The sequence below is a fragment of the Sedimenticola sp. genome (assembly GCF_050289425.1).
Taxonomy (GTDB): domain Bacteria; phylum Pseudomonadota; class Gammaproteobacteria; order Chromatiales; family Chromatiaceae; genus Sedimenticola.
This window is the reverse complement of record NZ_JBNKFS010000005.1, coordinates 125,068-147,120: the sequence shown is the minus strand read 5'-3', so window position 1 is coordinate 147,120 and position 22,053 is coordinate 125,068. Positions and strand designations below refer to the sequence as shown.

Genomic DNA, 22,053 nt, shown 5'->3' with positions numbered 1-22,053 from the left:
AGAGCCGGAGCTCTATCCGTTTTGAGTGGCGCCGGCTGAGCTGGACGCCCGCATTTTAACGACAAACTCTTCGGCAGGCAGCGGCTCGGTATAGAGAAAGCCCTGCGCTTCGTGGCAGCCTTCCGCCAACAGGAAGTCTCTTTGCGACGGAGTTTCCACTCCTTCGGCGATCACCCGTAGCGACAGTCCCTTACCCAGCGCAATCACCGCTCGGGTAATAGCCGTGTCAAACTTCCCGTCGGGAATGTCATGGACAAACGAACGGTCGATCTTCAATTTGTTGATGGGTAGACGCTTGAGATAACTCAGTGAAGAATAACCGGTTCCAAAGTCGTCGATAGCCAGAGAGACGCCGATATCACGTAAGCCGTCCAGAGTGCTGATCGCCTGCTCTGCATGCTGAATAATAAAATTCTCCGTAATCTCCAGCTCCAGTAAATGTGCCGGCAAATGGGTCTCCCACAGCACCTGTTTCACCAGATCGACAATATTTCCCCGTTCAATCTGACTACCCGAGACATTTACCGCCACGCTGCCAAATTGGTAGCCCGCATCCAACCAAGCCTTGGCCTGGAAACAGGCCTTTCTCAGCACCCATTCTCCAAGTGCCAGAATGACACCGGTCTCTTCCGCCAACGGGATAAACCGATCCGGTGCAACCAACCCCATTTCAGGATGCTGCCACCTGACCAATGTCTCGTAGCCGACCAGTTGACCGCCGTCCAGTACATACTGCGGGTGGTAGTGCAGTACCAATTGCTGCTGTTCGACGGCCTGGCGTAAGCTGTTCTCCAGTAACACCCGTTCGTTTGCGGATACCGTCATTTCACGGGTATAGAACTGGTAGTTGTTACGGCCACTCTCCTTGGCCCGATACATCGCTGCATCGGCATTCCGTACCAGTGTCGTCACATCTTGACCATCGGTCGGGAAGATAGCGATGCCGATGCTGGAAGAGATATGCAGCTGGTTCTCATCCAGATTGAACGGTTCATTGAAGGCTTTGAGTAATTTTTCGGCGATGGGCGCTACAACGTGGGTATCGGTCACATCTTCCAGCACCACCACAAACTCATCACCGCCCAATCTGGCGACGGTATCCTCTTCACGGATTAGCTTAATCAGACGGTCCGCGACCTGTTGCAACAGTCGATCCCCTACCGGGTGACCCAAGCTGTCATTGATATGTTTAAAGCGATCCAGATCCAGAAACATTACCACCAACTGATGTCCTTCCCGCCGTGCCCGGCTCAGTGCATGTTCGCAGCGTTCGGTAAACAGTACCCGATTGGGCAAATCGGTCAGCACATCATAATGCGCCAAATGTTCGATTCGCTGCTCGGATAGCTTTTTATCGGTTATATCGGAAAAGATGCTGATGTACTGAACGATATCGCCGGCCGCATCGCGAATGGCCGAAATGTTTTGCCAGACAGGGTGCGCCTCTCCATTCTTGCGCCGATTCCAAATCTCGCCCTGCCAGCCGCCAGCCCGGGTTAAGTTATCCCAGAAAGTTTGATAGAAGGCATCGTTGTGGTAGTTGGATCGCAGTATACGGGGAGTTTTGCCTATTGCCTCCTCCGGCGTGAAACCGGTGATATCACTGAAGGCTCTGTTCACCTGGAGAATGACGCCCCGTGCATCCGTAATCACTATCGCTTCGGTTGTACCATTGAACACACTGGCGGCCAGTCGGACTTCCTCTTCCCGGAGCTTGCGCTCGGAAATGTCACGAACCCGGGCCGTCAACACCATCGATCCTTCGTGATAGATCCGGTTCAGGCTGACTTCGGTGTAAACCGGGGTCCCATCCAGCCGTTGATGCAGCCACTCAAACAGTTGCGGCGTACCCGCCAGGGCGGTGGCAATGTGGGTTTGGGCCAGCCGACTTGAATCCGCCCCGCTCGGTTGCATGGGGGGAGAAAACTTCATCGGGCTATATCCGATAATTTCACTCTTTGGGCAACCGAAGATCTCTTCCACTTTATGGTTGCAACTGGTGAACAGACCGTCCTCCATGGTGAGGATGCCGTCGTTGGCAGATTCAAACAGTACCCGGTAGTGCTCTTCGCTGGTTCTAAGCGCCTGATCGGCATGCTGTCGTTCCAGTTCCGCTGACACACGTGCGGCAAATATGGTCAACATCGACATGATGTAACCGGTATTTTCCAGCGGCTTTACATCCAGCGCGGCCAGCAAGCCCAATGCGCGCCCGTCGGAAGATTTCAGTGGTAATCCCACATAGCTCTCCGCCGCCATTTGTTGCAGTAAGCGGTCTTTCGGAAAGCGTGTCTGCAAGTCCCCTTGGAACGCACAGGGGCCGCCCTGGATAGCGCCTCCACAGGGCGTGTCATGCAGACTATAGGTAAAATTCTCCGCCCGCTCGCCCAAGGCCCAAACCGCCAGGGTATTAATCTCTTCCTCGCTGCCGTTGGCCAGTTGACCAATCAGCACGTAGCTAACCCCCAGTGCTTCACCGAGGTGGGAAACCAGTTGTTCGAAAAAATCCTCACCGGTGGCGGCGGAGACACCCATGGCGATATCGCTCACCACTTCCTGGCTCTTTTTATTCTGGGTGATATCGTTGTTGATACTGACAAAATGAATTAGTTTCCCTTCCCCGTCATGTACCGGGGAGAGAAAAACCTCATTCCAGTAGCAACTGCCATCCGGGCGTTTGCTGTACAGTTCGGCACGACACTCCAGACCCAGATTGATCGCGTCGCGAATCAACGCCACCGCCTCCCGGTTTTCCGGCGCATCATCCAAAAAGGGGCAGCCGTGTCCCAACAAGTCATCATGCGAATAGCCGGAGATGCGCTGAAAGGCGGCATTCACATAGACCAATGGGTTGTCAGGCCGGGAAGGATCGACAATCGCAATGCCGTTACTTGCCGCGGCAATGGCGCGATCACGAATAACCAGCGCCGCCTCGGTTTTTTTTCGCTCCTGCAACTCCCGATTCAGTTGCTGCGTGCGCTGCACGACTACCCGCTTTAAGGTACGATTCCAGATAAAGCCACCGCCCACGCTCAGGGTCAGTAAAAACAGAAACAACCAGAGATAAAACGGCAAGTCGGGCTTCCAACCCTGTTGCGTCACGCGGATCCAGCGACTGAATATCTCCTTATGTATATCTGGTTCAAGCGCCGCCAATCCCTTGTCCAGGATAGCGCGCAACGGCGACCAGTCATTACGCACCGCAAAGGCCAATTGATAGGTATAGTCGACATTGCCAGCGATGCGCAGGTTGGTAATCCCTTCCTGTTCCATGTAGTAAGTGGAGGTCGCCAGATCAGAGACCATGGCATCCACCATACCGAATGAAACCTTGCGCAGGGCGGTCTGCACGTCCGGTGTCGGATCCAGCTGCAAACCGGGATATTTCGCCAGCATATAGTCGTGGATCGCATAGCCGGAGACCACTGCCACTTTCAGACCCCGCAAATCACCCGGCGTCAAATCCTGCGCCACCCCGTTACGCACCAGGATCACGGCGGGAAACGTTACCAGCGGCCGGGTAAAATCCATGTATTCGAGACGCTGTTGGGTAGGGCTGGCGGCACTCCACATATCGATATCGCGTTGCTTCGCCTGTTCAACCACGGTATCCCAGTTATCCGACCTGACTATCTGGAATTTAATCTTCAACCGCTCTGACAGCAGTTTCAGGTAGTCGGCCGCCAACCCCTGATAATCGCCATCGGGGGTAAAAAATTCGATAGGCTTGTAGTCGGGATCCGGCCCGACGCGAATAACCGGGTGATTTGCCAGCCACGCCCGCTCTTCATCGGTTAAGCGGATCTGATGGGACTTTTCTGCCGCCAGTAGCGGGGTCGATAAGGTAAGCAGACACAGCAGTAGGAACGCCTGTAAGCGTGTCGGGAAACCGCTCCTTCTAATCCGTTCACCACTTCTATTCATTTAATTACCATCGCTCAAGCCGCCGCCTGAGATCGGACCATGACCGTACACAGTTGGAAATCGCAGTAACTGAAAGGGTAGCGGCTTGTGACAATAAGACTTGAAGAAAGCTTGTATCGGACACGAATCAGGCAACTTACTGATTCGCGATGATTAATCCTTGGGGCTGACCCGGTCCGATGCATCCAGTTTGTTGCTGAACCCGCAAAACCGACGCAGTTTTATCATCGATTCTATCTGGACCTGTTTATGATCGATCACCACTCCCTGTTCCCGGAGCGCCGTGAAAGTACGCGAAAGCCCCTCCTGGGACATACCCAGCAGGGCCGCCAACATCTTTTTACTATGCGGGAGCGTAATGCAGTTTTCCCCACGCCCCTGGTCATAGGCCAGATCCAGCAAGAATGCGGCCACCCGTTGCGCGGTGGTGCGCAACCGTTGATTCTTCACCTGCCTGACCATGGAACGGAATTGGGTAGAGAGCGTGGCCATCATGGTGAGTCCGAAATCCCCGCCGTGGCGGATCAGTTCGATCAACTCCTCGCCAGGAATCTTCAACACGCGTGAGTTTTTCACCACCTCCGCCGACATCAGAAACCGTTTATGGGTAATCACCGCAGCCAGAATAAATGAATCGCCCGGATAGAGAATCTCTATCACGGTATGTTGCCCTTCAGGCCCTTTGGCCGTCATCTGCACCAACCCGCTCAACAACACATAGAGATGGTCCGCCTTGTCGCCCTCATGAAAGAGATAACTCCCTTTGTTGCACGTCAGCTCTTCCGTATGCCGGGCAACCTGCTCCAGCTCCTGACGGGTCATATCAGAAAAAAGAGGGATCTGTTCCAGTAAGTTCGATGCAATCATAATCAGTTTATTCAGCTAGGTATGACAGTAAGCAGCATCCAAGCATGCCGGCTGCATCCTGCAGGTGGTAAGGGTACCACAGAACCCCCATTAGCGGTGCCATCCCAAGCCTGCTCCGTTCACGATGGCCCCCACTCCGCCCGCCGGGACGGCGGGCGGAGTGGGGGCCATCGACATCAAACCCGAGCCACCCGTGTAGAAATCATCTAAAGAATGGATCCACTTAACCGCTACCCACTTAGAGGACCGTGTCACATTTCTTTATTGCAGTACAGAAACACTGGCACAGGCAAACACCACGCCATCCGTTACCGTCACGAGGAGATGCGCTATGCGTTTTCCAAAGTGGTTCTACTGGACAGCCGTACTGCTGCCGTTGCTGACAGCCGGCCAATCCCCGGCACAACCGCTGCGGGTACTGACCGAAGAGTTACCACCACTGAACTTCACCGAAAATGGCCGGCTCACTGGCCTCTCCGTGGAAATGGTGCGGGAAATCATGCGCCGCACCGGGCAACAGGATGAAATCCAGTCCCTACCCTGGGCACGCGGCTATCGGGCCGCCCAGGAAGAACCAAACGTCGTCCTGTTCTCTACCACCCGAACCGAAGAGCGGGAGACACAATTCAAGTGGGTGGGCCCCCTGGCCCCCTTCAGTTACGTTTTCTATAAAAAACGCGGCTCAACTATCACCCTCAAGACGCTGGATGATGCCCGCCAGGTTGGCAGTATTGCCACCTACCGAGACGATGCTCGCGAACAGTTTCTGGAAGAACAGGGTTTCACCAACCTGGACAGCTCACCCAAACTGGTAAGCTGTGCCCGCAAGCTGCTGGAAGGGCGTGTCGATCTTTGGCTTGACTCCAACCTGACCGCCTATCAAGTCGTGCAGCAAAGTGGCGAGGACCCGAGAAAGATCGAACCGGTATTGGTGGTAAAAACCAACTATCTCTATATCGCTTTCTCGAAGCAGACCGACGACGCAGTCGTCGAACGTTGGCAAAAGGCGCTGACCGCCATGCATCGAGACGGGACGTTTCAACGCATCTTTGAGCGATGGTTACCCGGTCAAACCCCACCGTCTGAGACGCCCATGTCGGCGACCACGCATACGGCACTCGACCAGCTACACCTCTTGACCGAAGATTTACCCCCTCTGAACTACCGTGATAACGGCAAACTGATGGGACTCTCTGTCGAGATCATACGCAAGATCAAGCAGCGCCTGGGCATGACGCAGGCCATTGAGGTGATGCCCTGGTCCCGGGCCTATAAGCTCACCCTGGAGATGCCCAATATGGCGCTCTTTTCCACGGTTCGAAGTGAAAAACGCGAACCGCTGTTTCAGTGGGCCGGCCCGGTCGGCAGGAACCACAGCATGCTCTATGCCCGCCAGGATTTCGGGCACAGGCTGAACGGACTCGATGATGCACGGCAAGCGGAGAGTATCGGTACCTACAAGGACGATGCCGATGAGCAGTTCCTTACCGAACAGGGTTTTACCAATCTGTATCGTCATGGCGCCCCGGACGCCGCTGTGCGTAATCTAATGGCAGGCCGCATCCAGCTATGGGCCGCCGGCTCATTATACGCACCCCAGGTAATCCAAAAAGCCGGTTACTCGCTCGACCAGGTAAAGCCCGTCCTGACGCTGCGTAAGACGGCGTTTTATATTGCTTTTTCCCGAACCACCCCGAAAGCGGTCGTGACCCTGTGGCAGCAAACCCTGGACAACCTGATAGAAGAGGGAGTGGTCTCAATATCCCATCCCCACTGGGACCATAACCAACCGGCCACAAAATGAATCTCCAGCAACACAAAGGGTTTCGCGCCCGCCTGGCCTATAAGCTGATTCTCATCGTAGTGTTGGTTACCACCTGTACATTGGCCGTTTTCGCCATTCTGCAGGTAGACCGGGCGACGATGAAAATGAAGACTCAACTGCTGGAAAAGGGGCAACGCAGTGCTGAGGTGCTGGCTGCCGCGTTGAGCGTACCGCTTTGGGATATGGACAGCAGCGCTGGCAGCAGCATCGTCTTGGCCGGCATGCGGGAAAGACCCATCATCGGGGTAAGCATCACCGAGCCGCCATTGGCCGAAGGAGAGCTCCCTCGCCCCTGGCTGTCTCTGTGGAAAACCCCGCAGGGTGAAATCGTCGAGCGACTGGAAGGCCCACCGCCGCAAGACAACCTGTATGTCGAAGCCCGGATCATCAAGTCCGGCATCGGCGGTACCACCAGCCCCAAAGAGATCGGCCGTGTCGGCATCTACCTCACCACCAGCGAGATGCAAACCAGCCTCGGTAACTCGGTTCGTAGCATAGCGATTCAGGTGGTGGTACTCGATATCCTGATTATCGTCATCCTCATGCTGGTGATTCGACGCGTGCTGCTCCACCCCATCGGACGCCTGAGGACCACCATGGATCAGATCCAGCAGGGTAATCTCAGCGTCAGGGCGGAGGTAAAATCCAGCGATGAGCTGGGCGAAATTGCCGATACCTTTAACAGCATGACCGAAGAGCTGACGCGCAAGCAGCGTGAACTCGTGGAGCATGCGCATCAATTGGAAACCTTCAACACCGACCTGGAAGACCGCATCAAAGCACGCACCCGGGAGCTGCTGAAGGCCAAAGAGGATGCCGAAGCGGCAGCACAGGCGAAAAGTGACTTCCTGGCCAATATGTCGCATGAAATTCGCACGCCGATGAACGGCGTCATCGGTATGGTCGACCTACTCAGCGACACACCACTCTCCAACCAGCAACGCACCTACCTTGAAACCATCGACAGCTCCGCCGGTGCCTTGCTGACAATCCTGGGGGATGTGCTGGACTTTTCCAAAATCGAAGCGGGAAAGCTCGACCTGCAGTGGCAGCCCTTCAACCTGGAGATCATCGCCGAACAGGTGGTCATGCTCTTTCACCAGCAAGCCGAGGCGAAAAATCTATCCCTGGACCTGGAGTACGCCACTGATATGCCGCGCGCCTTTCGCGGTGACCCGGTGCGCATACGCCAGATATTGACCAACCTGGTCGGCAACGCAGTGAAATTTACCGAGCGAGGGTTTATCCGCTTGCGGGTCGCCCAGCCAGATCCGTCCGGTCCGGTGACCTGCACCATCCAAGATACCGGCATCGGTATACCCGCCGACCGCCTGAAAGGGGTATTTGAGAAATTTACCCAGGCCGATGCGTCCGTGACCCGCCGTTTTGGCGGTACCGGGCTCGGTCTCGCCATCAGCCGACATTTGGCCGATCTGATGGGCGGCTCACTGGAAGTGGAAAGCTGCGAGGGACGCGGCTCGCAATTCAAATTGACACTGCCACTGGAAACGGTGGACGAAAAACTGATACCACCCACACCGAAAACCTCGGCAATCGCACGCCACACCTGGCACTTCCATGCGCAGGTGCTGCTGGTCGAGGACAACAGAGTCAACCAAAAGGTGGCGCGTACCGTGCTTGAACGTTTGGGCTGCGAAGTGGATTTAGCGGAAAATGGTCAAGTCGCTCTGCAATTGGCAGACAAGCAGCGCTACGACATTATCTTTATGGACATTACCATGCCGATTCTGGACGGCTTAGAGACCACGCGCCTGCTACGTACCGTTGAAGGCGTCAACCAACAGACACCGATCGTCGCTATGACCGCTCTCGCCATGGAGGGGGATCGGGCGCGTTGCCTCAATGCCGGCATGACCGACTACCTGCAGAAACCGGTCACCCGGCACGCAGTCGCCACCCTCATGACACGCTATCTCCCGGCGGATAAAGCTCCCGACGTCCGTCACGGACTGTCCGACCTACCACAGGAGATCGCTTCCATACTGGATGCCGATCACCTACGCTCCGCCACTGGAGGTGATATCACCTTAATCGAAGAGATCATCGACATGGCCCTGACGGATGCCCCACAACGCATGCAGGAGATTAACCAGGCGCTGGAGAGGGGCGACATCGACAAACTGGCGGAACGGATCCATGCCCTGACCGGCATCGCCGCCAGCGTGGGGGGCATCGAACTGCGACAACTAACTCAACGTATGGAACAAGCCGCACGCCAGGGCGATCTGTCCGAGACCCGGATGTACCATGATTCCGTCAAATCGGCCCTGGAGCGACTCTGCCAAACGTTACGCAACAAGGTGTGGCAAGGCACCCCACTACAAACGGTACAGACACCATGAGCGTGGAATCCTTATCGGAAACAGTCAGACCGATGCGGGTACTCATCGCCGACGATGAGCGCATCCCACGCACTCTGCTAACCCGGATGGTGCAGGGATGGGAATACGAAACCGTAGAGGCGGACAGCGGCGATAGCGCCTGGGAAATTCTCAACCAACCTGAGCCACCACGTATCGCCATTATCGATTGGGTGATGCCTAAAATGAGCGGCGTAGAAATCTGTCAGGACCTGCAAAATCGAACAGACGGTCCGCTCATCTACACCATTCTGCTCACCAGCAAAACAGATGAAGCCTCCCTGGTCTACGCGCTTGAACAGGGAGCCCACGATTTCTTAACCAAACCGGCCAGTCCGGCTGAGCTCCGCGCCCGACTCCTGGTCGGAAAGCGTTTTATCTGGGCAGATGACCGGCTCAACGAATCACTGGCGCAGATGGAGGAGATGGCCACGACAGACGCCCTTACCGGGGTCGCCAACCGGCGTCACTTCTTCCAACTGGCCGAACGGGAACTCTCCCGTGCCCAGCGTAACCGTTCACCGGTCGCACTGATGATGATAGACGTCGACCACTTCAAGGAGATCAACGACAGCCACGGTCACTCTGCTGGTGACGCCGCACTCTGCCATCTGGTCTCTGTGTGTCGGTTGGGCCTGCGTCGTACCGATATCATTGCGCGTTTTGGCGGGGATGAGTTTGTTATTCTGCTGCCCGACTGCGACACAGAAACCGCACTGCTCACGGCGACACGCCTTAAGGAGGCAGTTTGTACCAACCCGATACCGAAACAGGGCAAACCCTTTCAGCTACGCGTAACCATCGGCGTCGCCACAACGGATGAAAAGCGTTTACCCGCGGATACCATCACCACCTTGCTGCGATTGGCCGATGAAGCGCTCTATGAGGCGAAGGCGGCCGGCCGCAACCGTATCGCCCTACGCGATCAATAATACCGCTACCCAACTTCAGCCAAATGTTGAATCTTGTGCACCAGATAGGGATCCAACTTTGATCCCGCTTCGCTAAACATGATATCCAGCGCCTCCGTCTTGGGGCGGGCATCATGATACGGGCGGGTCTTGGTCATGGCGTCATAACTGTCAGCCACGGAAATGATACGGGAGAGTACCGGTATCGCCTCGCCCTGAAGCCCGTCCGGATAACCCCCTCCATCAAAATGCTCATGGTGGTGCCGCACCACACGCGCCACCAAATCACCGTCCTCCAGCCCAAGCTCCTTGACAATCCCCTCTCCTTTGACGGGATGATGCTTCATCACCGCCATCTCCTCTTCAGTAAAACCATCCGGCTTTAGCAGGATATGATCCGGGATGCCTATTTTTCCGATATCGTGAAAAAACGCGCTCAGTTCCAGTGCGGCAAGCTCGGCCAGCCCCAGGTCGCAGGCCAAGCCGATCAGCCGTGAAATACCGGCCACCCGACGGGAGTGATAGTGGGTATAGCGATCCCGCTCGCCTAGCGCCACACCCAGGGCGCGGGAACCCGGATCAAGCTGGAGACTGTGGAAAGGATCATTCATGCCATGCCGTGCCATTGTGTCGGGCTTTTTAACGTGCACAAGCAACTGGGTCACGCGGATCAATGGGGACCGAGATGACCACCATTCTTCTTTTTTCCCAGAACTGTACCTCTTAGGTCTAAAGTATAGTCAATCAAGCCGGATATACCGGCTAAAATCTCCCTAGCAGGCGCACCACTCTCATGGACAATTCCATCAGTCGATCCCAAACCGAAAGATTGGTTTAATGGTCGCATCAATTAAAGTATTAGTTCATGCGCCCGACAACCTCAATGAACATGAGGCGCAGAGGGTCGGTAGCGGGAAGCGTATACGGACGGCCTCTTGTTAAGGAAGCTGTTTAGCAATGCGGGGCCAGGACTAGGAAAGAACCGAATTACTATAACAAGTCAGAGACAAACCATGAGCCTATATACCCAGATCGAAAAGAGTTTTTTCTTCACACTCACCCGTAAGATCGTCGGTAATGTGGGGTTCCTGCTGCTGTTTCAACTCCTCACAGCCGGGTTGGTGTACAGCCACATTCAAAGCAGCCGATCCCTGCTCGAGCGTGGAACGCCGGATGCCGCCACCACCAAACAGCTCATGTTGCAACTCGATAACCACCTGATGATGATTGGCGCCGTCACCCTACTGAGTGTGATCGCCTCCATCGGCATCATGTTCTATATGCGTCACCTGTTTCTGCACCCGATACAGGGTATTACCGATATCCTGCGCGGCATCACTGAAAAGGACGGCGATATATCGGCCACCCTGCCGATCACCACACAGGATGAAATTGCCGAGATGGCAAACAGCTACAACCAGTTTGCCGAAAATCTGCGCAATATTATCGACAAAACCCGACGTCGTACCGTCAGTGTCGCACTGGGCTCCACCAAGTTGGACAAGATGATCCACTCCGCCCATGCCCGGGTGGATCAGCAGGAAGTGAACGCGACCCAGGTCTTCCAATCCAGCAGCGAAGCGACCCGTGCCATCGATGAAATAGCCCGTCACACCAACACCATCTCAGAACAGAATAGCGCCAACCTCGAAGAGGCCAATGCCTCATCGGAGCGCCTGAATACCGTGACGGAGCAAGTAGCGGCTGTCGGCAAATTGCTGGACGGATTCAATGACACCGTCAACCTGCTAAGCAAAAATTCGGAAAATATCCGCACCATACTCACCATGGTGCAAGAGTTCTCCGACCAGACCAACCTGCTGGCGCTGAACGCCGCCATCGAAGCGGCACGGGCCGGTGAAAATGGACGCGGGTTTGCCGTGGTGGCGGATGAAGTCCGTAACCTGTCACACAAGGTCAACAGTGCTACCGGCGAAATCAGTAAAAATATCAGTGAAATGTCGCAACTGGTGGAGAGCACCAAAAAGGGCACCCAGGAGATCCAGAGCTACACCAGCAATACCCAGACGGTGATCGGCGACACCGCTTCCCAATTCCGCAAGATGGTCAGCGATTTCGATTCTGTCAACTCCCAGCTCATCGAGATCAGCGCCGCTATCGAAGAACTCTCCATTACCAACAAGGAGTCCCATCGCAACGTCAGTGAAATCGCCGAGCTGAGTAAGAGCATCAAGGCCGACATGGATGAATCGCAGACCTATTCCGATGAGCTGGAAGTCGCTACCGAGCAAACCCAGGAGCTGCTGTCACGCTTCATCATCGGTCGCGGCGGATTCGAGAACATGATCCTGACCGCCCGGGACTGGGCCAACCAGATCCAGCAGGCGCTCAATGAGTTGGCCGGCAGCGGCGTCAACCTGTTTGACACCAACTACCAACCTGTCCCAAATACCAACCCACAGAAATATACAGTGCCTTACGTATCGGCTTACGAAAAGATCATACAGCCGATGATCGATAGTTATATCAAGGCGCGACCGGAATTCATTTATGCGGTACCGGTAGATAAAAACGGATACCTGCCGGCACATCACAGCCACCTTTCCAAACCGATGACCGGCAACTTCGAAATCGATAACCCTAACAGCCGCCACCTTAAGATCTACAACAACAACCGTGCCGAAGTCCGCCGTGCGGCCAATACCGAACCGTTCCTGCTACAAACCTATATTCGCGACACCGGCGAAGTCTTGAACGACCTGTCGTTGCCGCTCTATATCAACGGCAAGCACTGGGGTGCATTTATTCTCGGCTTCACTCCGGAACGACTGTTGGAGCGCGATTGATTGACGGAGAAAACCGGCGCATCGAAGTGTCAGGTTTTGTTAGCAATCGCCCCACAAAGTGGGGCTAGAGCCTGTGGCGGCGGTCGATGCCCTAGCCCCGAATGACGCTCCCACATCACCCCGCTTAATCCCGCCCAGCCAATGGACCATCCACCTTCGCTGCCAAACTCCGGTATACTGCCCCGCCAAAGCGTGTCTGAAAAAGTTCGCACTCACGGCAACAGGTAACCAACATGCAGATTCAGTGGTATCCGGGCCACATGCACAAGGCCAGCAAGCAGATCAGAGAGACGCTGCCCCATGTCGATGTCATCATCGAGGTCCTGGACGCACGCATCCCATCCAGCAGCACCAATCCGATGCTCTCCACCCTGCGCGGCGATAAACCCTGCATCAAGGTACTGAACAAGAGCGACCTGGCTGATCCGGTTCAGACGGAACGCTGGCAACACTATCTGGAGCAGGAACAGGGTGTGAAAAGCCTGGCCATCAGTTGCCAACAGCCAACCACCCTGAAGCAGATCCCGGAACTCTGCCGACGCCTGTTTCCGGCCAAGGCAAAGAGTCTGAAGGGGATTCATGCCATGATTGTGGGCATCCCGAATGTCGGAAAATCCACCCTGATCAATATCCTGGCAAACCGTATCATCGCCAAGACCGGCAACGAACCGGCCATCACCAAGGCACAGCAGCGTATCAACCTGGGTGATGGCATCACCCTTTCAGATACCCCGGGGGTACTTTGGCCTAATATCGAGAATCGCAACAGCGGCTATCGGCTTGCCGCTACCGGCGCCATCAAGGAGACCGCCATGCAAAATGATGACGTTGCCCATTTTGCCGCCGAATATCTGCTCGCCGCCTATCCCGACAACTTGAAAAACCGCTACCGACTCGAGCCGCTTCCGGAGACCGAACAAGAGCTGCTGGAACAGATTGGCAGAAAGCGCGGCTGCCTGCGTGGCGGTGGCCAGATTGACATGGAAAAGGCCAGCAAGCTGCTGCTTACCGAACTGCGCGCCGGCCACCTGGGCCGCATTACGCTGGAGACACCGGAAATGATGGAGCGGGAATACGCAGAGACCGCTCGCATTCAAGCCGAAAAAGCCGCCAAACGTGCGGCAAGAAAACAGAAGCGCCGCCCTCGGGAAAGCTGACGGATAAATACCCTATTTTAAACAAGCGATCTTTGATAACCTGAGACAAGTAGGTGCAACCGCCATTACCGCGGCCATACCACCGTACAGTTAAACAATCTGGATGGGTAACAGAGAATAAAGCAGAATCTATCCCCATCCCATCAATCCCGACCTCGTCAAGGAGTGACCCATGCGAGCCATCACCATCGCCCTTTCCTGTCTGTTGATTTTATTCACCGGTACCGCTTTCAGTAAGGAAGAGACACTGTCGGCAGAGCAGGAACAATATCTGAGTTGGGCAAAGAATCTCTGGCAATCGTTGGACAGAAAGCAGGGAAATATCCAACTCCCCAACAAAGTGGCTAGCCTACAGGTCCCTGACGATTTCTATTATTTAAATCCCGACGATGCAGAAAAAATTCTGGTGGATGTGTGGAACAACCCACCCGGCGCCGGCAAGGAGACACTCGGCATGCTCCTGCCCTCGGCTTCGTCACCCTTTGATGGCGACTCCTGGGCCGTAACCATCAGCTACGAAGAGGATGGCTATGTCTCCGATGAGGATGCGGACAATATCGACTACCAAGAACTGTTGCAACAGATGCAGGAATCAACCCGGGAAGAGAATAAGGCGCGTATCAGACAAGGCTATGAATCCATCGAGCTGATCGGCTGGGCCGCCACACCCTACTATGACAAATCATCACACAAGCTGCACTGGGCAAAGGAACTGAAATTCGGCGACGAAGCGCTCCACACCCTAAATTACAACATACGGATACTCGGTAGAAAGGGCGTACTGGTACTCAACTTCATCGCCGGCATGGACCAGCGGGAAATGATTGAATCCCAACTGGGTTCGGTACTGACCATGGCCAATTTTGATACCGGCTCCCGTTACAGCGATTTCGATCCCAGCCTGGATAAAGTGGCCGCCTACGGCATTGGCGCACTGGTCGCGGGGAAAGTGATCGCCAAAACAGGCTTGCTGGCAGCAGGATTGATATTTCTAAAGAAGTTCGGCGTCATTATTCTGGTGGGTGCCGGCGTACTGATCAAAAAGCTGTTTTCCAGAAAAACGGCATAACCTCGACCCCTTATCCACTCACAACGGGTCACGAGCGCTGTTTCTGACAGCCCCGTGACCCGTGTCTATCGACACACCCTCCCACTCAACAGGCCAGGCACCGCTCCTGAATGAAGGCGATGCGGAATTGTGTAAAAAATTGTCGTAAGCTGAATAACCGGTGTCATTGCGATACAGTTTACTGAACAATGGACCTTCAAGGATTGGCAGCAAATAACAGGTAATGTATGAGTCAACCACAAGAAACCTTCATCTCCGGATTCTTTAAACTCGAATCTGCCAGTGGCATCATCCTCATGTGTGCAGCCGTTTTCGCGATGCTTTGCGCCAATACCCCACTGCAAACCTATTATTCACTCATCCTTGATACGCCTGTGGCCATCCGCATCGGCGCATTTGAAATCGCCAAACCACTACTGTTGTGGATCAACGACGGCTTAATGGCGGTCTTCTTTTTCCTTGTGGGACTGGAGTTGAAGCGCGAGCTGATTGATGGCGAACTGGCCGATCGGCGCAACATTATCCTGCCGGGCATCGGCGCCCTCGGCGGTATGGCCATACCCGCGGCCATCTACACCTTCTTCAACCTGGGTGACGACGTCACCCGATCAGGCTGGGCGATACCGGCCGCAACCGATATCGCCTTTGCGCTGGGGGTACTGACACTGCTCGGATCACGCGTTCCCAACTCGATCAAGATTTTTCTGACGTCACTGGCGATCTTCGATGACATCGGCGCCATCCTGATCATCGCCCTCTTCTATACGGCTAAAATATCCCTGTTTTCACTGCTGGTGGTAGCCTGCTGCATTCCTCTACTGCTGCTGTTTAACAGACGTCAGGTGGAATCAAAGAGCTTGTATCTGCTGGTCGGCGTGGTTATGTGGGCGGCGATGTTGAAATCCGGTGTACACGCCACCTTGGCCGGCGTGATACTCGCCATGTTTATCCCCATGAAATCAAAAAGTCATCCGCAACACTCTCCGCTTAAGGAGATGGAGCATGATCTGCATTCCGTGGTGGCATTCTGGATTCTACCGATCTTCGCTTTCGCCAATGCCGGCATCAATTTCTCCGGTATCGGCCTTGCACAGATGCTACATCCGGTACCGGTCGGTATCGCGCTGGGTCTGTTCATCGGCAAACAGTTGGGGGTGTTCGGCTTTTGCTGGTTGGCGATCAAGATGAGTCTGACGCGCCTGCCTCAGGGGATCTCCTGGCTGTCGCTTTACGGGACCGCGGCGCTCTGCGGCATCGGCTTCACCATGAGTCTGTTTATCGGCTCGCTGGCGTTTGAAGAGACCGATATCAATCTCATCTTCGATGACCGTCTCGGTATTATTGTCGGCTCATTGGCGTCCGGCTTGCTAGGATACCTGATACTGCGCCGTAGCCTACCGAAATCATGAGGATGGGCGCCGGCATCAGCGTACACCAACCGGGCAACCACAGGGGGGTTGTCCCGACGTTGAATCCACCGTCCTATCCGTCGGGGCTGACCCTTGTGCCTATCCTGACCCTACCGCCGCACAGGAGCCAAGCTATCCGCCATCCGGCGGAAGCATGGGCGCTACGGCAATAGTACCGTCGCACCGGTGGTTTTTCTCGCTTCCAGATCTCGGTGCGCCTGGGCAACTTCTGCCAACGGGTAAGTCTGGCCGATCCGCACTTTAACGGCTCCGGACTGCACCACGTCAAACAAGTCACCGGCACACTGATTCAACAATTCCCGATTGCGGATATAGGTAGCCAACGTGGGGCGCTGCAGATAGAGCGAGCCTTTCTGCGCCAGCACACCGACATTGAAATCGCTGATGGGACCGGAGGCGTTTCCATAGCTGACGAAGGTACCGGTGGGACGCAGCGAATCCAGCGACGCCATCAGGGTCGCTTGCCCGACCGAATCATACGCCGCCGCGACCCCTTCCCCACCGGTGATTTCACGCACCCGGGCCGCTACATCCTCCTCTTTATAGAGAATGGTGTGATGGCAGCCGTTCTGCTGCGCCAACTGTGCCTTCTCAGGGCTGCCCACACAGCCGATTACCGTCACCCCCAGATGTCGGGCCCATTGACACAGCAGGGTGCCGACACCGCCCGCGGCGGCCATTACCAGGATACTGTCGCCAGCCTGCACCGGGTAGGAACTTTTCAGCAGATAGCGCGCAGTCATGCCCTGCAGCATCATGGCGGCGGCCGTCCGGTCCTCGATCCCATCCGGTAACTTGACCAGTTTCTCCACGCCCATCAGCCGCTCATTGCAGTAAGCGCCCAACGACATGGCATAGGCCACCCTATCGCCCACCGCAAAATCGGCTACGTCAGAACCGACTGTCTCAATCACGCCCGCCGCTTCCATGCCCAAAGTTTGGGGGAAATCGCCCAGCGGATAGAGTCCGGTGCGTTGGTAGACATCGATGAAGTTAAGGCCGATGGCAGTATGCCGAACCCGAACTTCACCGGCCGCTGGCGCACCGATCTCGACCGGTTCCAGGTTCAGGACTTCGGGGCCGCCATATTGGTGGATACGTATTGCGTTGTTCAAGGTTCTCTCCTCCGCTGGATAGGACTGTTCAACCCAAGTGTAACGGCATTGAACCGCTATGCCAGTAAAAACTGACCGAGCCAGACGGAGGAGAGTGGGGAAATCGTAATACCCCAAGCCGAGGCAGGATTATTTCAGTGTGGAGGTGATTTCAGCTTCTACCGCTTCAATGGTTTTGTGGCGGACATCTTTCCCCTTGACCAGGAAGACCACATAACGCCCAATATTCTTGGCGTGCCCACCGATACGCTCCAGGGCGCGCAGCCCCAGCACCACATCCACCATATGGCCGACGCTGCGTGAGTCTTCCATAATAAAGGTGGAAAGGCGCCGCAACGCCGAACGGAAATCATCCGACACCACATCGTCACGACGAATCACATCCAGCGCCAAATTCAGATCCAGATCGTCAAAAGCGGCCACCGCATCCTCGACCATCAGATTGACGAACGCCCCCATCTTACTCAAATCATCCAGCAGGTGACTATTGGGAGGCGGCACATCCCCGTCATAAAAACGGATGGTCAGGCGCGCCAAGCGGCGTGCCTGATCGCCGATGCGCTCCAGATCTCCCACGATTTTCGCTACCGTCATGATCTCACGCAGATCGCGGGCCATTGGCTGTCGCTTCGCTATCAGACGGATAATCTCTTCATCCGCTTTGATATCCAGGGCATCGATCTCACGATCGCTGACGATCACCGCGCTGGCTAACTCAACGTTTTCATCCTCCAGCGACTGTACCGCTTCCTGCACCTGCTTACAGGCCAGATCTTTGATCTGGATCACCAGCTGGTGCAGATGGTTGAGATCCTTGTTATAACTGCTGACGATATGGCCGTCGGTCATCTCATTCATACCTTACCCGAACCTTCCAGTAATATAATCTTCCGTCAGGCGATGACGGGGATTGGTGAAAATATCATCGGTCTTGCCCACCTCGACCAATTCGCCCAGATGAAAATACGCGGTACGTTGCGAGACACGTGCCGCCTGCTGCATGGAGTGGGTAACGATGGCAATGGTGTACTGCTCCCGCAATTCATCGATCAACTCTTCCACCCGCGCGGTCGCAATGGGATCGAGCGCCGAGCAGGGCTCATCCATAAGGATGACTTCCGGCGCCACGGCGATGGTGCGGGCGATACAGAGACGCTGCTGCTGGCCGCCTGACAGACCGGTACCGACCTCTTCCAGGCGATCCTTCACCTCATCCCATAGTCCCGCTTTCAACAGCGATTGCTCGACAATCTCATCCAGTTCACTTTTGCTACTGGTCAATCCATGGATACGCGGGCCGTAGGCCACGTTGTCATAGATCGATTTCGGAAATGGATTGGGCTTCTGAAACACCATGCCGACCTGGGCACGCAGGGGCACCACGTCCAGACTGCTGTCATAGATGTCCTGGTCATCCAGTTTGATTTCACCCTCAACCCGGCAGATATCGATGGTATCGTTCATCCGATTCAGGCAACGCAGGAAGGTCGACTTGCCGCAACCGGACGGACCGATCATGGCGATCACTTCGTTTTTGCCGATATCCAGGCTGACGTTATTGATCGCCAGCTTATCGCCGTAATAGACGTTGACATGGCGCGCGGTCATACGCGGGTCGGCGGCGCTAATATCCCCCACTGTGCCACGGATCGCCCGCGCATCATCGACAACCGGGCTGAATCCGGCGGTAATCACACCCGCCGGGACGGTGACGGCACCCATGGTATCTGAGGTTACACTTAGCATTTGATCACTCCTATTCTGCATTCAGCTATCTACTCTGTCTGTTCAACGGGTCAACGGATAGTTATCCCAACGGCCGCATCGGCTACCAACGGCGTTCAAAACGTTTACGAAGAATTACGGCAATCACATTCATCAGGATCAGAAAGCCCAACAACACCATAATGGCCGCCGACGTCTTCTCCATGAATGCCCGCTCCGGACTGTCAGCCCAGAGGAAAATCTGTACCGGTAGTACCGTGGCCGGATCCAGCGCACTGCCGGGAATGTCCACAATGAAGGCCACCATGCCGATCATCAGCAACGGCGCGGTTTCACCCAGCGCCTGAGCCATACCGATGATGGTGCCGGTCAGCATGCCGGGCATGGAGAGCGGTAACACGTGATGGAACACCGTCTGCATGCGCGAGGCCCCTACCCCTAAAGCCGCTTCGCGGATCGAAGGCGGTACCGCTTTCAGTGCGGCACGGCTGGCGATAATGATGGTGGGCAGGGTCATCAAGGTCAGCACCATGCCGCCCACCAGAGGGGCGGAACGCGGCAAACCGAAGAAATTGATGAACACCGCCAGGCCCAGCAGACCGAAAACAATGGAAGGCACCGCGGCCAGATTATTGATATTGACCTCAACCAGATCGGTCCAGCGATTACGCGGGGCGAACTCTTCCAGATAGACCGCCGCCGCCACGCCGATCGGGAACGACAGCAACAAGGTGACGATCAAGGTGTAGAGCGAACCCATGATGGCGCCGCCGATACCGGCCAGCTCCGGTTCCCGCGAGTCGCCGCCGGTCAGAAAGGTCAAATTAAAAAAGGTATCAATCGCACCGTCGGCTTCCAGCTGTTCTACCCAAGCGAGGACGCGATTTTTGATACGCCGCTGCGCCTCGGGCACTTTTCGGTCGATATGCCCTTTGACCAACATATCGATATCGTCGTCAGCCGGCAGCCAGATAGACTGCCGGGTACCGATCAGATCCGGATTCGCCAACACCCGTTCACGCAACGCCAACGGCGCCCCGGTACTGATCATGCCGTACAGCTCACGCTTTTCGCTTCGCCCCTTGACGCCTGGAAAGCGCGCCCGTAACGACGCTTTCACCAGTGCGGCATAGTCGGCGGAAGAGAGGGTGGCCGGATCGCGTGCGGCGGAAGGATCGATGACCTGGGGGCTGAATTCGATATCCAGCAAGACACGGCTCTGCAGAAAGGCGCTATAACCGTGGGTAACGATGTTCAGGAACATCAGACAGACGAATAGCAGACCCAGGACAACGGCGCCCAATCCAAAACGACGGAAGCGCCGCTCCCGGTTATAGCGCTGTTTGAGTGTGGCATTGACCCGATCAATGGTGCGGGTCTGATCGACTACAGGCTTATTCATACGCTTCCCGATACTTCCTTACTACATGAAGGGCAACCACATTCAGGACCAGGGTAACCAGGAACAGCAGCAGACCCAGGGCGAATGCGGCCAGGGTCTTGGGACTGTCAAACTCCTGGTCACCCACCAACAGGGTGACAATCTGCACCGTCACCGTGGTCACGCTCTGCAACGGATTGGCGGTCAAATTGGCTGACAACCCGGCCGCCATCACCACGATCATGGTTTCACCGATCGCCCGGGAGACCGCCAACAGGATGCCGCCGACAATACCGGGTAGCGCAGCCGGCAAGATCACCTTACGCACGGTTTCGGAATGGGTGGCACCGATCCCCAGGGAGGCATCCCGCATGGTCTGGGGGACGGCATTGATCACGTCGTCGGAGAGGGACGAGATAAACGGGATAATCATGATGCCCATCACCAACCCGGCCGCCAGCGCACTCTCGGACGAGACATCCAGGCCGAGCAAGGCGCCGTTGTCGCGGATAAACGGGGCGACGGTGAGGGCCGCGAAAAAGCCATACACCACGGTCGGAATGCCGGCCAGGATCTCCAGCAACGGTTTGGCATAAGCACGAAAATGGAGACCGGCATACTCGGATAGATAGATGGCAGACATCAAGCCGATCGGCACTGCCACCAGCATGGCGATCAGAGCAATCAGCAGGGTACCGACAAACAGCGGGATGACGCCGAAGGCGCCCGACGAACCGACCTGATCCGCCCGGATTGCCATCTGCGGACTCCACTCCAGGCCGAACAGAAAATCAGCGAGGGGAACAGTGTCGAAAAAACGGATCGCCTCGAACAACACCGAGAGCACAATGCCCAGGGTGGTAAAGATGGCGATGGTTGAGCAACCGACCAACAGCCACTTGATAACCGTTTCCACCCGGTTGCGCGCTCGATACTGGGGAGAGATCAAGCGCCAGCCCAGGGACAAGCCAGCCAGTGCCAGGCTCAACACCACCACCACCGAAGCCGCGTAACTGGTCTGCTGCAGGCGTGTGTAATGGGCCGCCGCCTGTTCCATCGCCGGACTGACCTCAGCCGAAACGATATTGCCCTGGGCGAGATTCTGAATATCGTTGATAACCAGGCCCAACTGCGCGGGTGGCAGTGTACGCACCGCGTCCGGCAGGTCCGAAATCACCAGATCCCGGATCACCCCCGTTTGCAGCGAAACCCAGAGAAACAGCACCAATAGCGCCGGCAATCCACACCAAAGAGCGGTAAAGAAACCGTAGTAAGAGGGCAGCGAATGGAGATTACGCACACCGCCCGGACCACCGACCAGCCGCTGGGAGCGTTGCACGCCCAACCGATAGGCTAACGCCATCAGGACCAGCAGTATCAGAATGAGTAGGGTGTTAGACATAATACTTCAACAACAACGGGGTCTGGCTCATGAACGGCAATGCCCTCCCCCGTATTCCG

Annotated in this window: 15 protein-coding genes; 7 read left to right on the top strand and 8 right to left on the bottom strand. The window is 55.8% G+C overall.

The features are described 5' to 3' along the window. Window positions 1–12: 12 nt before the first annotated feature. Window positions 13–3,924, bottom strand: a complete 3,912-nt coding sequence (locus ACQY5R_RS05105; protein ID WP_428605342.1) for an EAL domain-containing protein — start codon at window positions 3,922–3,924, stop codon at window positions 13–15. 153 nt (window positions 3,925–4,077) lie between these two features. Further along, window positions 4,078–4,791, bottom strand: coding sequence for a cyclic nucleotide-binding domain-containing protein (locus ACQY5R_RS05100; RefSeq protein WP_428605339.1), 714 nt, complete (start codon window positions 4,789–4,791; stop codon window positions 4,078–4,080). A 331-nt stretch (window positions 4,792–5,122) separates the two neighbouring features. Between ACQY5R_RS05100 and ACQY5R_RS05095 the strand changes: the two genes are divergently transcribed. From ACQY5R_RS05095 to ACQY5R_RS05085, 3 genes are read left to right on the top strand one after another with little or no spacing between them, the layout of a single operon-like run. Next, a complete protein-coding gene (locus ACQY5R_RS05095) occupies window positions 5,123–6,595 on the top strand; it encodes a substrate-binding periplasmic protein (RefSeq protein ID WP_428605336.1) in 1,473 nt (490 codons plus the stop codon). Further along, a complete protein-coding gene (locus ACQY5R_RS05090; protein ID WP_428605333.1) occupies window positions 6,592–8,979 on the top strand; it encodes an ATP-binding protein in 2,388 nt (795 codons plus the stop codon). Before ACQY5R_RS05095 ends, ACQY5R_RS05090 begins: the two co-directional genes overlap by 4 nt. Next, window positions 8,976–9,929 carry a GGDEF domain-containing response regulator gene (locus ACQY5R_RS05085; protein WP_428605329.1) on the top strand — a complete coding sequence of 318 codons (954 nt, stop codon included), beginning with the start codon at window positions 8,976–8,978 and terminating at the stop codon, window positions 9,927–9,929. The genes ACQY5R_RS05090 and ACQY5R_RS05085 overlap by 4 nt, the downstream gene beginning before the upstream one ends. A 5-nt stretch (window positions 9,930–9,934) precedes the next feature. Here the strand turns inward: ACQY5R_RS05085 and ACQY5R_RS05080 are convergent, their stop codons facing one another. Continuing rightward, on the bottom strand, window positions 9,935–10,519 hold the full coding sequence (locus ACQY5R_RS05080; protein WP_428605326.1) for an HD-GYP domain-containing protein: 585 nt from the start codon (window positions 10,517–10,519) through the stop codon (window positions 9,935–9,937). 402 nt (window positions 10,520–10,921) lie between these two features. On the opposite strand from ACQY5R_RS05080, the gene ACQY5R_RS05075 reads away from it, so the two are divergent. From ACQY5R_RS05075 to nhaA, 4 genes are all read left to right on the top strand, one after another. Next, window positions 10,922–12,715, top strand: a complete 1,794-nt coding sequence (locus tag ACQY5R_RS05075) for a methyl-accepting chemotaxis protein (protein WP_428605323.1) — start codon at window positions 10,922–10,924, stop codon at window positions 12,713–12,715. 233 nt (window positions 12,716–12,948) lie between these two features. Further along, a complete protein-coding gene (ylqF, locus tag ACQY5R_RS05070; RefSeq protein ID WP_428605321.1) occupies window positions 12,949–13,872 on the top strand; it encodes a ribosome biogenesis GTPase YlqF in 924 nt (307 codons plus the stop codon). 172 nt (window positions 13,873–14,044) lie between these two features. Further along, window positions 14,045–14,941, top strand: a complete 897-nt coding sequence (locus tag ACQY5R_RS05065; RefSeq protein ID WP_428605319.1) for a DUF2167 domain-containing protein — start codon at window positions 14,045–14,047, stop codon at window positions 14,939–14,941. A 227-nt stretch (window positions 14,942–15,168) separates the two neighbouring features. After that, a complete protein-coding gene (gene nhaA, locus ACQY5R_RS05060) occupies window positions 15,169–16,350 on the top strand; it encodes a Na+/H+ antiporter NhaA (RefSeq protein WP_428605317.1) in 1,182 nt (393 codons plus the stop codon). A 161-nt stretch (window positions 16,351–16,511) separates the two neighbouring features. Here the strand turns inward: nhaA and ACQY5R_RS05055 are convergent, their stop codons facing one another. The 5 genes from ACQY5R_RS05055 to pstC all read right to left on the bottom strand — a co-directional run bounded on the left by ACQY5R_RS05055 (window position 16,512) and on the right by pstC (window position 21,994). Further along, window positions 16,512–17,486, bottom strand: coding sequence for a quinone oxidoreductase family protein (locus tag ACQY5R_RS05055; protein WP_428605314.1), 975 nt, complete (start codon window positions 17,484–17,486; stop codon window positions 16,512–16,514). A gap of 129 nt (window positions 17,487–17,615) precedes the next feature. After that, window positions 17,616–18,344, bottom strand: coding sequence for a phosphate signaling complex protein PhoU (gene phoU, locus ACQY5R_RS05050; RefSeq protein ID WP_428605312.1), 729 nt, complete (start codon window positions 18,342–18,344; stop codon window positions 17,616–17,618). Window positions 18,345–18,347: 3 nt separating this feature from the next. Next, a complete protein-coding gene (gene pstB / locus ACQY5R_RS05045; protein ID WP_428605488.1) occupies window positions 18,348–19,208 on the bottom strand; it encodes a phosphate ABC transporter ATP-binding protein PstB in 861 nt (286 codons plus the stop codon). Between the two features lie 106 nt (window positions 19,209–19,314). After that, on the bottom strand, window positions 19,315–20,613 hold the full coding sequence (pstA, locus tag ACQY5R_RS05040) for a phosphate ABC transporter permease PstA (RefSeq protein ID WP_428605309.1): 1,299 nt from the start codon (window positions 20,611–20,613) through the stop codon (window positions 19,315–19,317). Beyond that, the gene (gene pstC, locus ACQY5R_RS05035; protein ID WP_428605307.1) at window positions 20,606–21,994 is read right to left on the bottom strand and encodes a phosphate ABC transporter permease subunit PstC; all 1,389 of its coding nucleotides are present in this window, start codon (window positions 21,992–21,994) and stop codon (window positions 20,606–20,608) included. Before pstC ends, pstA begins: the two co-directional genes overlap by 8 nt. Window positions 21,995–22,053: the final 59 nt, after the last annotated feature.

Excerpts from the sequence above, each read along its gene's own strand:
- ACQY5R_RS05065 (WP_428605319.1), top strand. The coding sequence starts at position 14,045 with ATGCGAGCCATCACCATCGCCCTTTCCTGTCTGTTGATTTTATTCACC.
- ACQY5R_RS05080 (WP_428605326.1), bottom strand. The coding sequence starts at position 10,519 with ATGAATGATCCTTTCCACAGTCTCCAGCTTGATCCGGGTTCCCGCGCC.
- ACQY5R_RS05100 (WP_428605339.1), bottom strand. The coding sequence starts at position 4,791 with ATGATTGCATCGAACTTACTGGAACAGATCCCTCTTTTTTCTGATATG.
- pstB (WP_428605488.1), bottom strand. The coding sequence starts at position 19,208 with ATGGGTGCCGTCACCGTCCCGGCGGGTGTGATTACCGCCGGATTCAGC.
- ylqF (WP_428605321.1), top strand. The coding sequence starts at position 12,949 with ATGCAGATTCAGTGGTATCCGGGCCACATGCACAAGGCCAGCAAGCAG.
- ACQY5R_RS05105 (WP_428605342.1), bottom strand. The coding sequence starts at position 3,924 with ATGAATAGAAGTGGTGAACGGATTAGAAGGAGCGGTTTCCCGACACGC.
- pstC (WP_428605307.1), bottom strand. The coding sequence starts at position 21,994 with ATGTCTAACACCCTACTCATTCTGATACTGCTGGTCCTGATGGCGTTA.
- ACQY5R_RS05085 (WP_428605329.1), top strand. The coding sequence starts at position 8,976 with ATGAGCGTGGAATCCTTATCGGAAACAGTCAGACCGATGCGGGTACTC.
- ACQY5R_RS05090 (WP_428605333.1), top strand. The coding sequence starts at position 6,592 with ATGAATCTCCAGCAACACAAAGGGTTTCGCGCCCGCCTGGCCTATAAG.
- ACQY5R_RS05095 (WP_428605336.1), top strand. The coding sequence starts at position 5,123 with ATGCGTTTTCCAAAGTGGTTCTACTGGACAGCCGTACTGCTGCCGTTG.
- pstA (WP_428605309.1), bottom strand. The coding sequence starts at position 20,613 with ATGAATAAGCCTGTAGTCGATCAGACCCGCACCATTGATCGGGTCAAT.
- ACQY5R_RS05075 (WP_428605323.1), top strand. The coding sequence starts at position 10,922 with ATGAGCCTATATACCCAGATCGAAAAGAGTTTTTTCTTCACACTCACC.
- nhaA (WP_428605317.1), top strand. The coding sequence starts at position 15,169 with ATGAGTCAACCACAAGAAACCTTCATCTCCGGATTCTTTAAACTCGAA.
- phoU (WP_428605312.1), bottom strand. The coding sequence starts at position 18,344 with ATGAATGAGATGACCGACGGCCATATCGTCAGCAGTTATAACAAGGAT.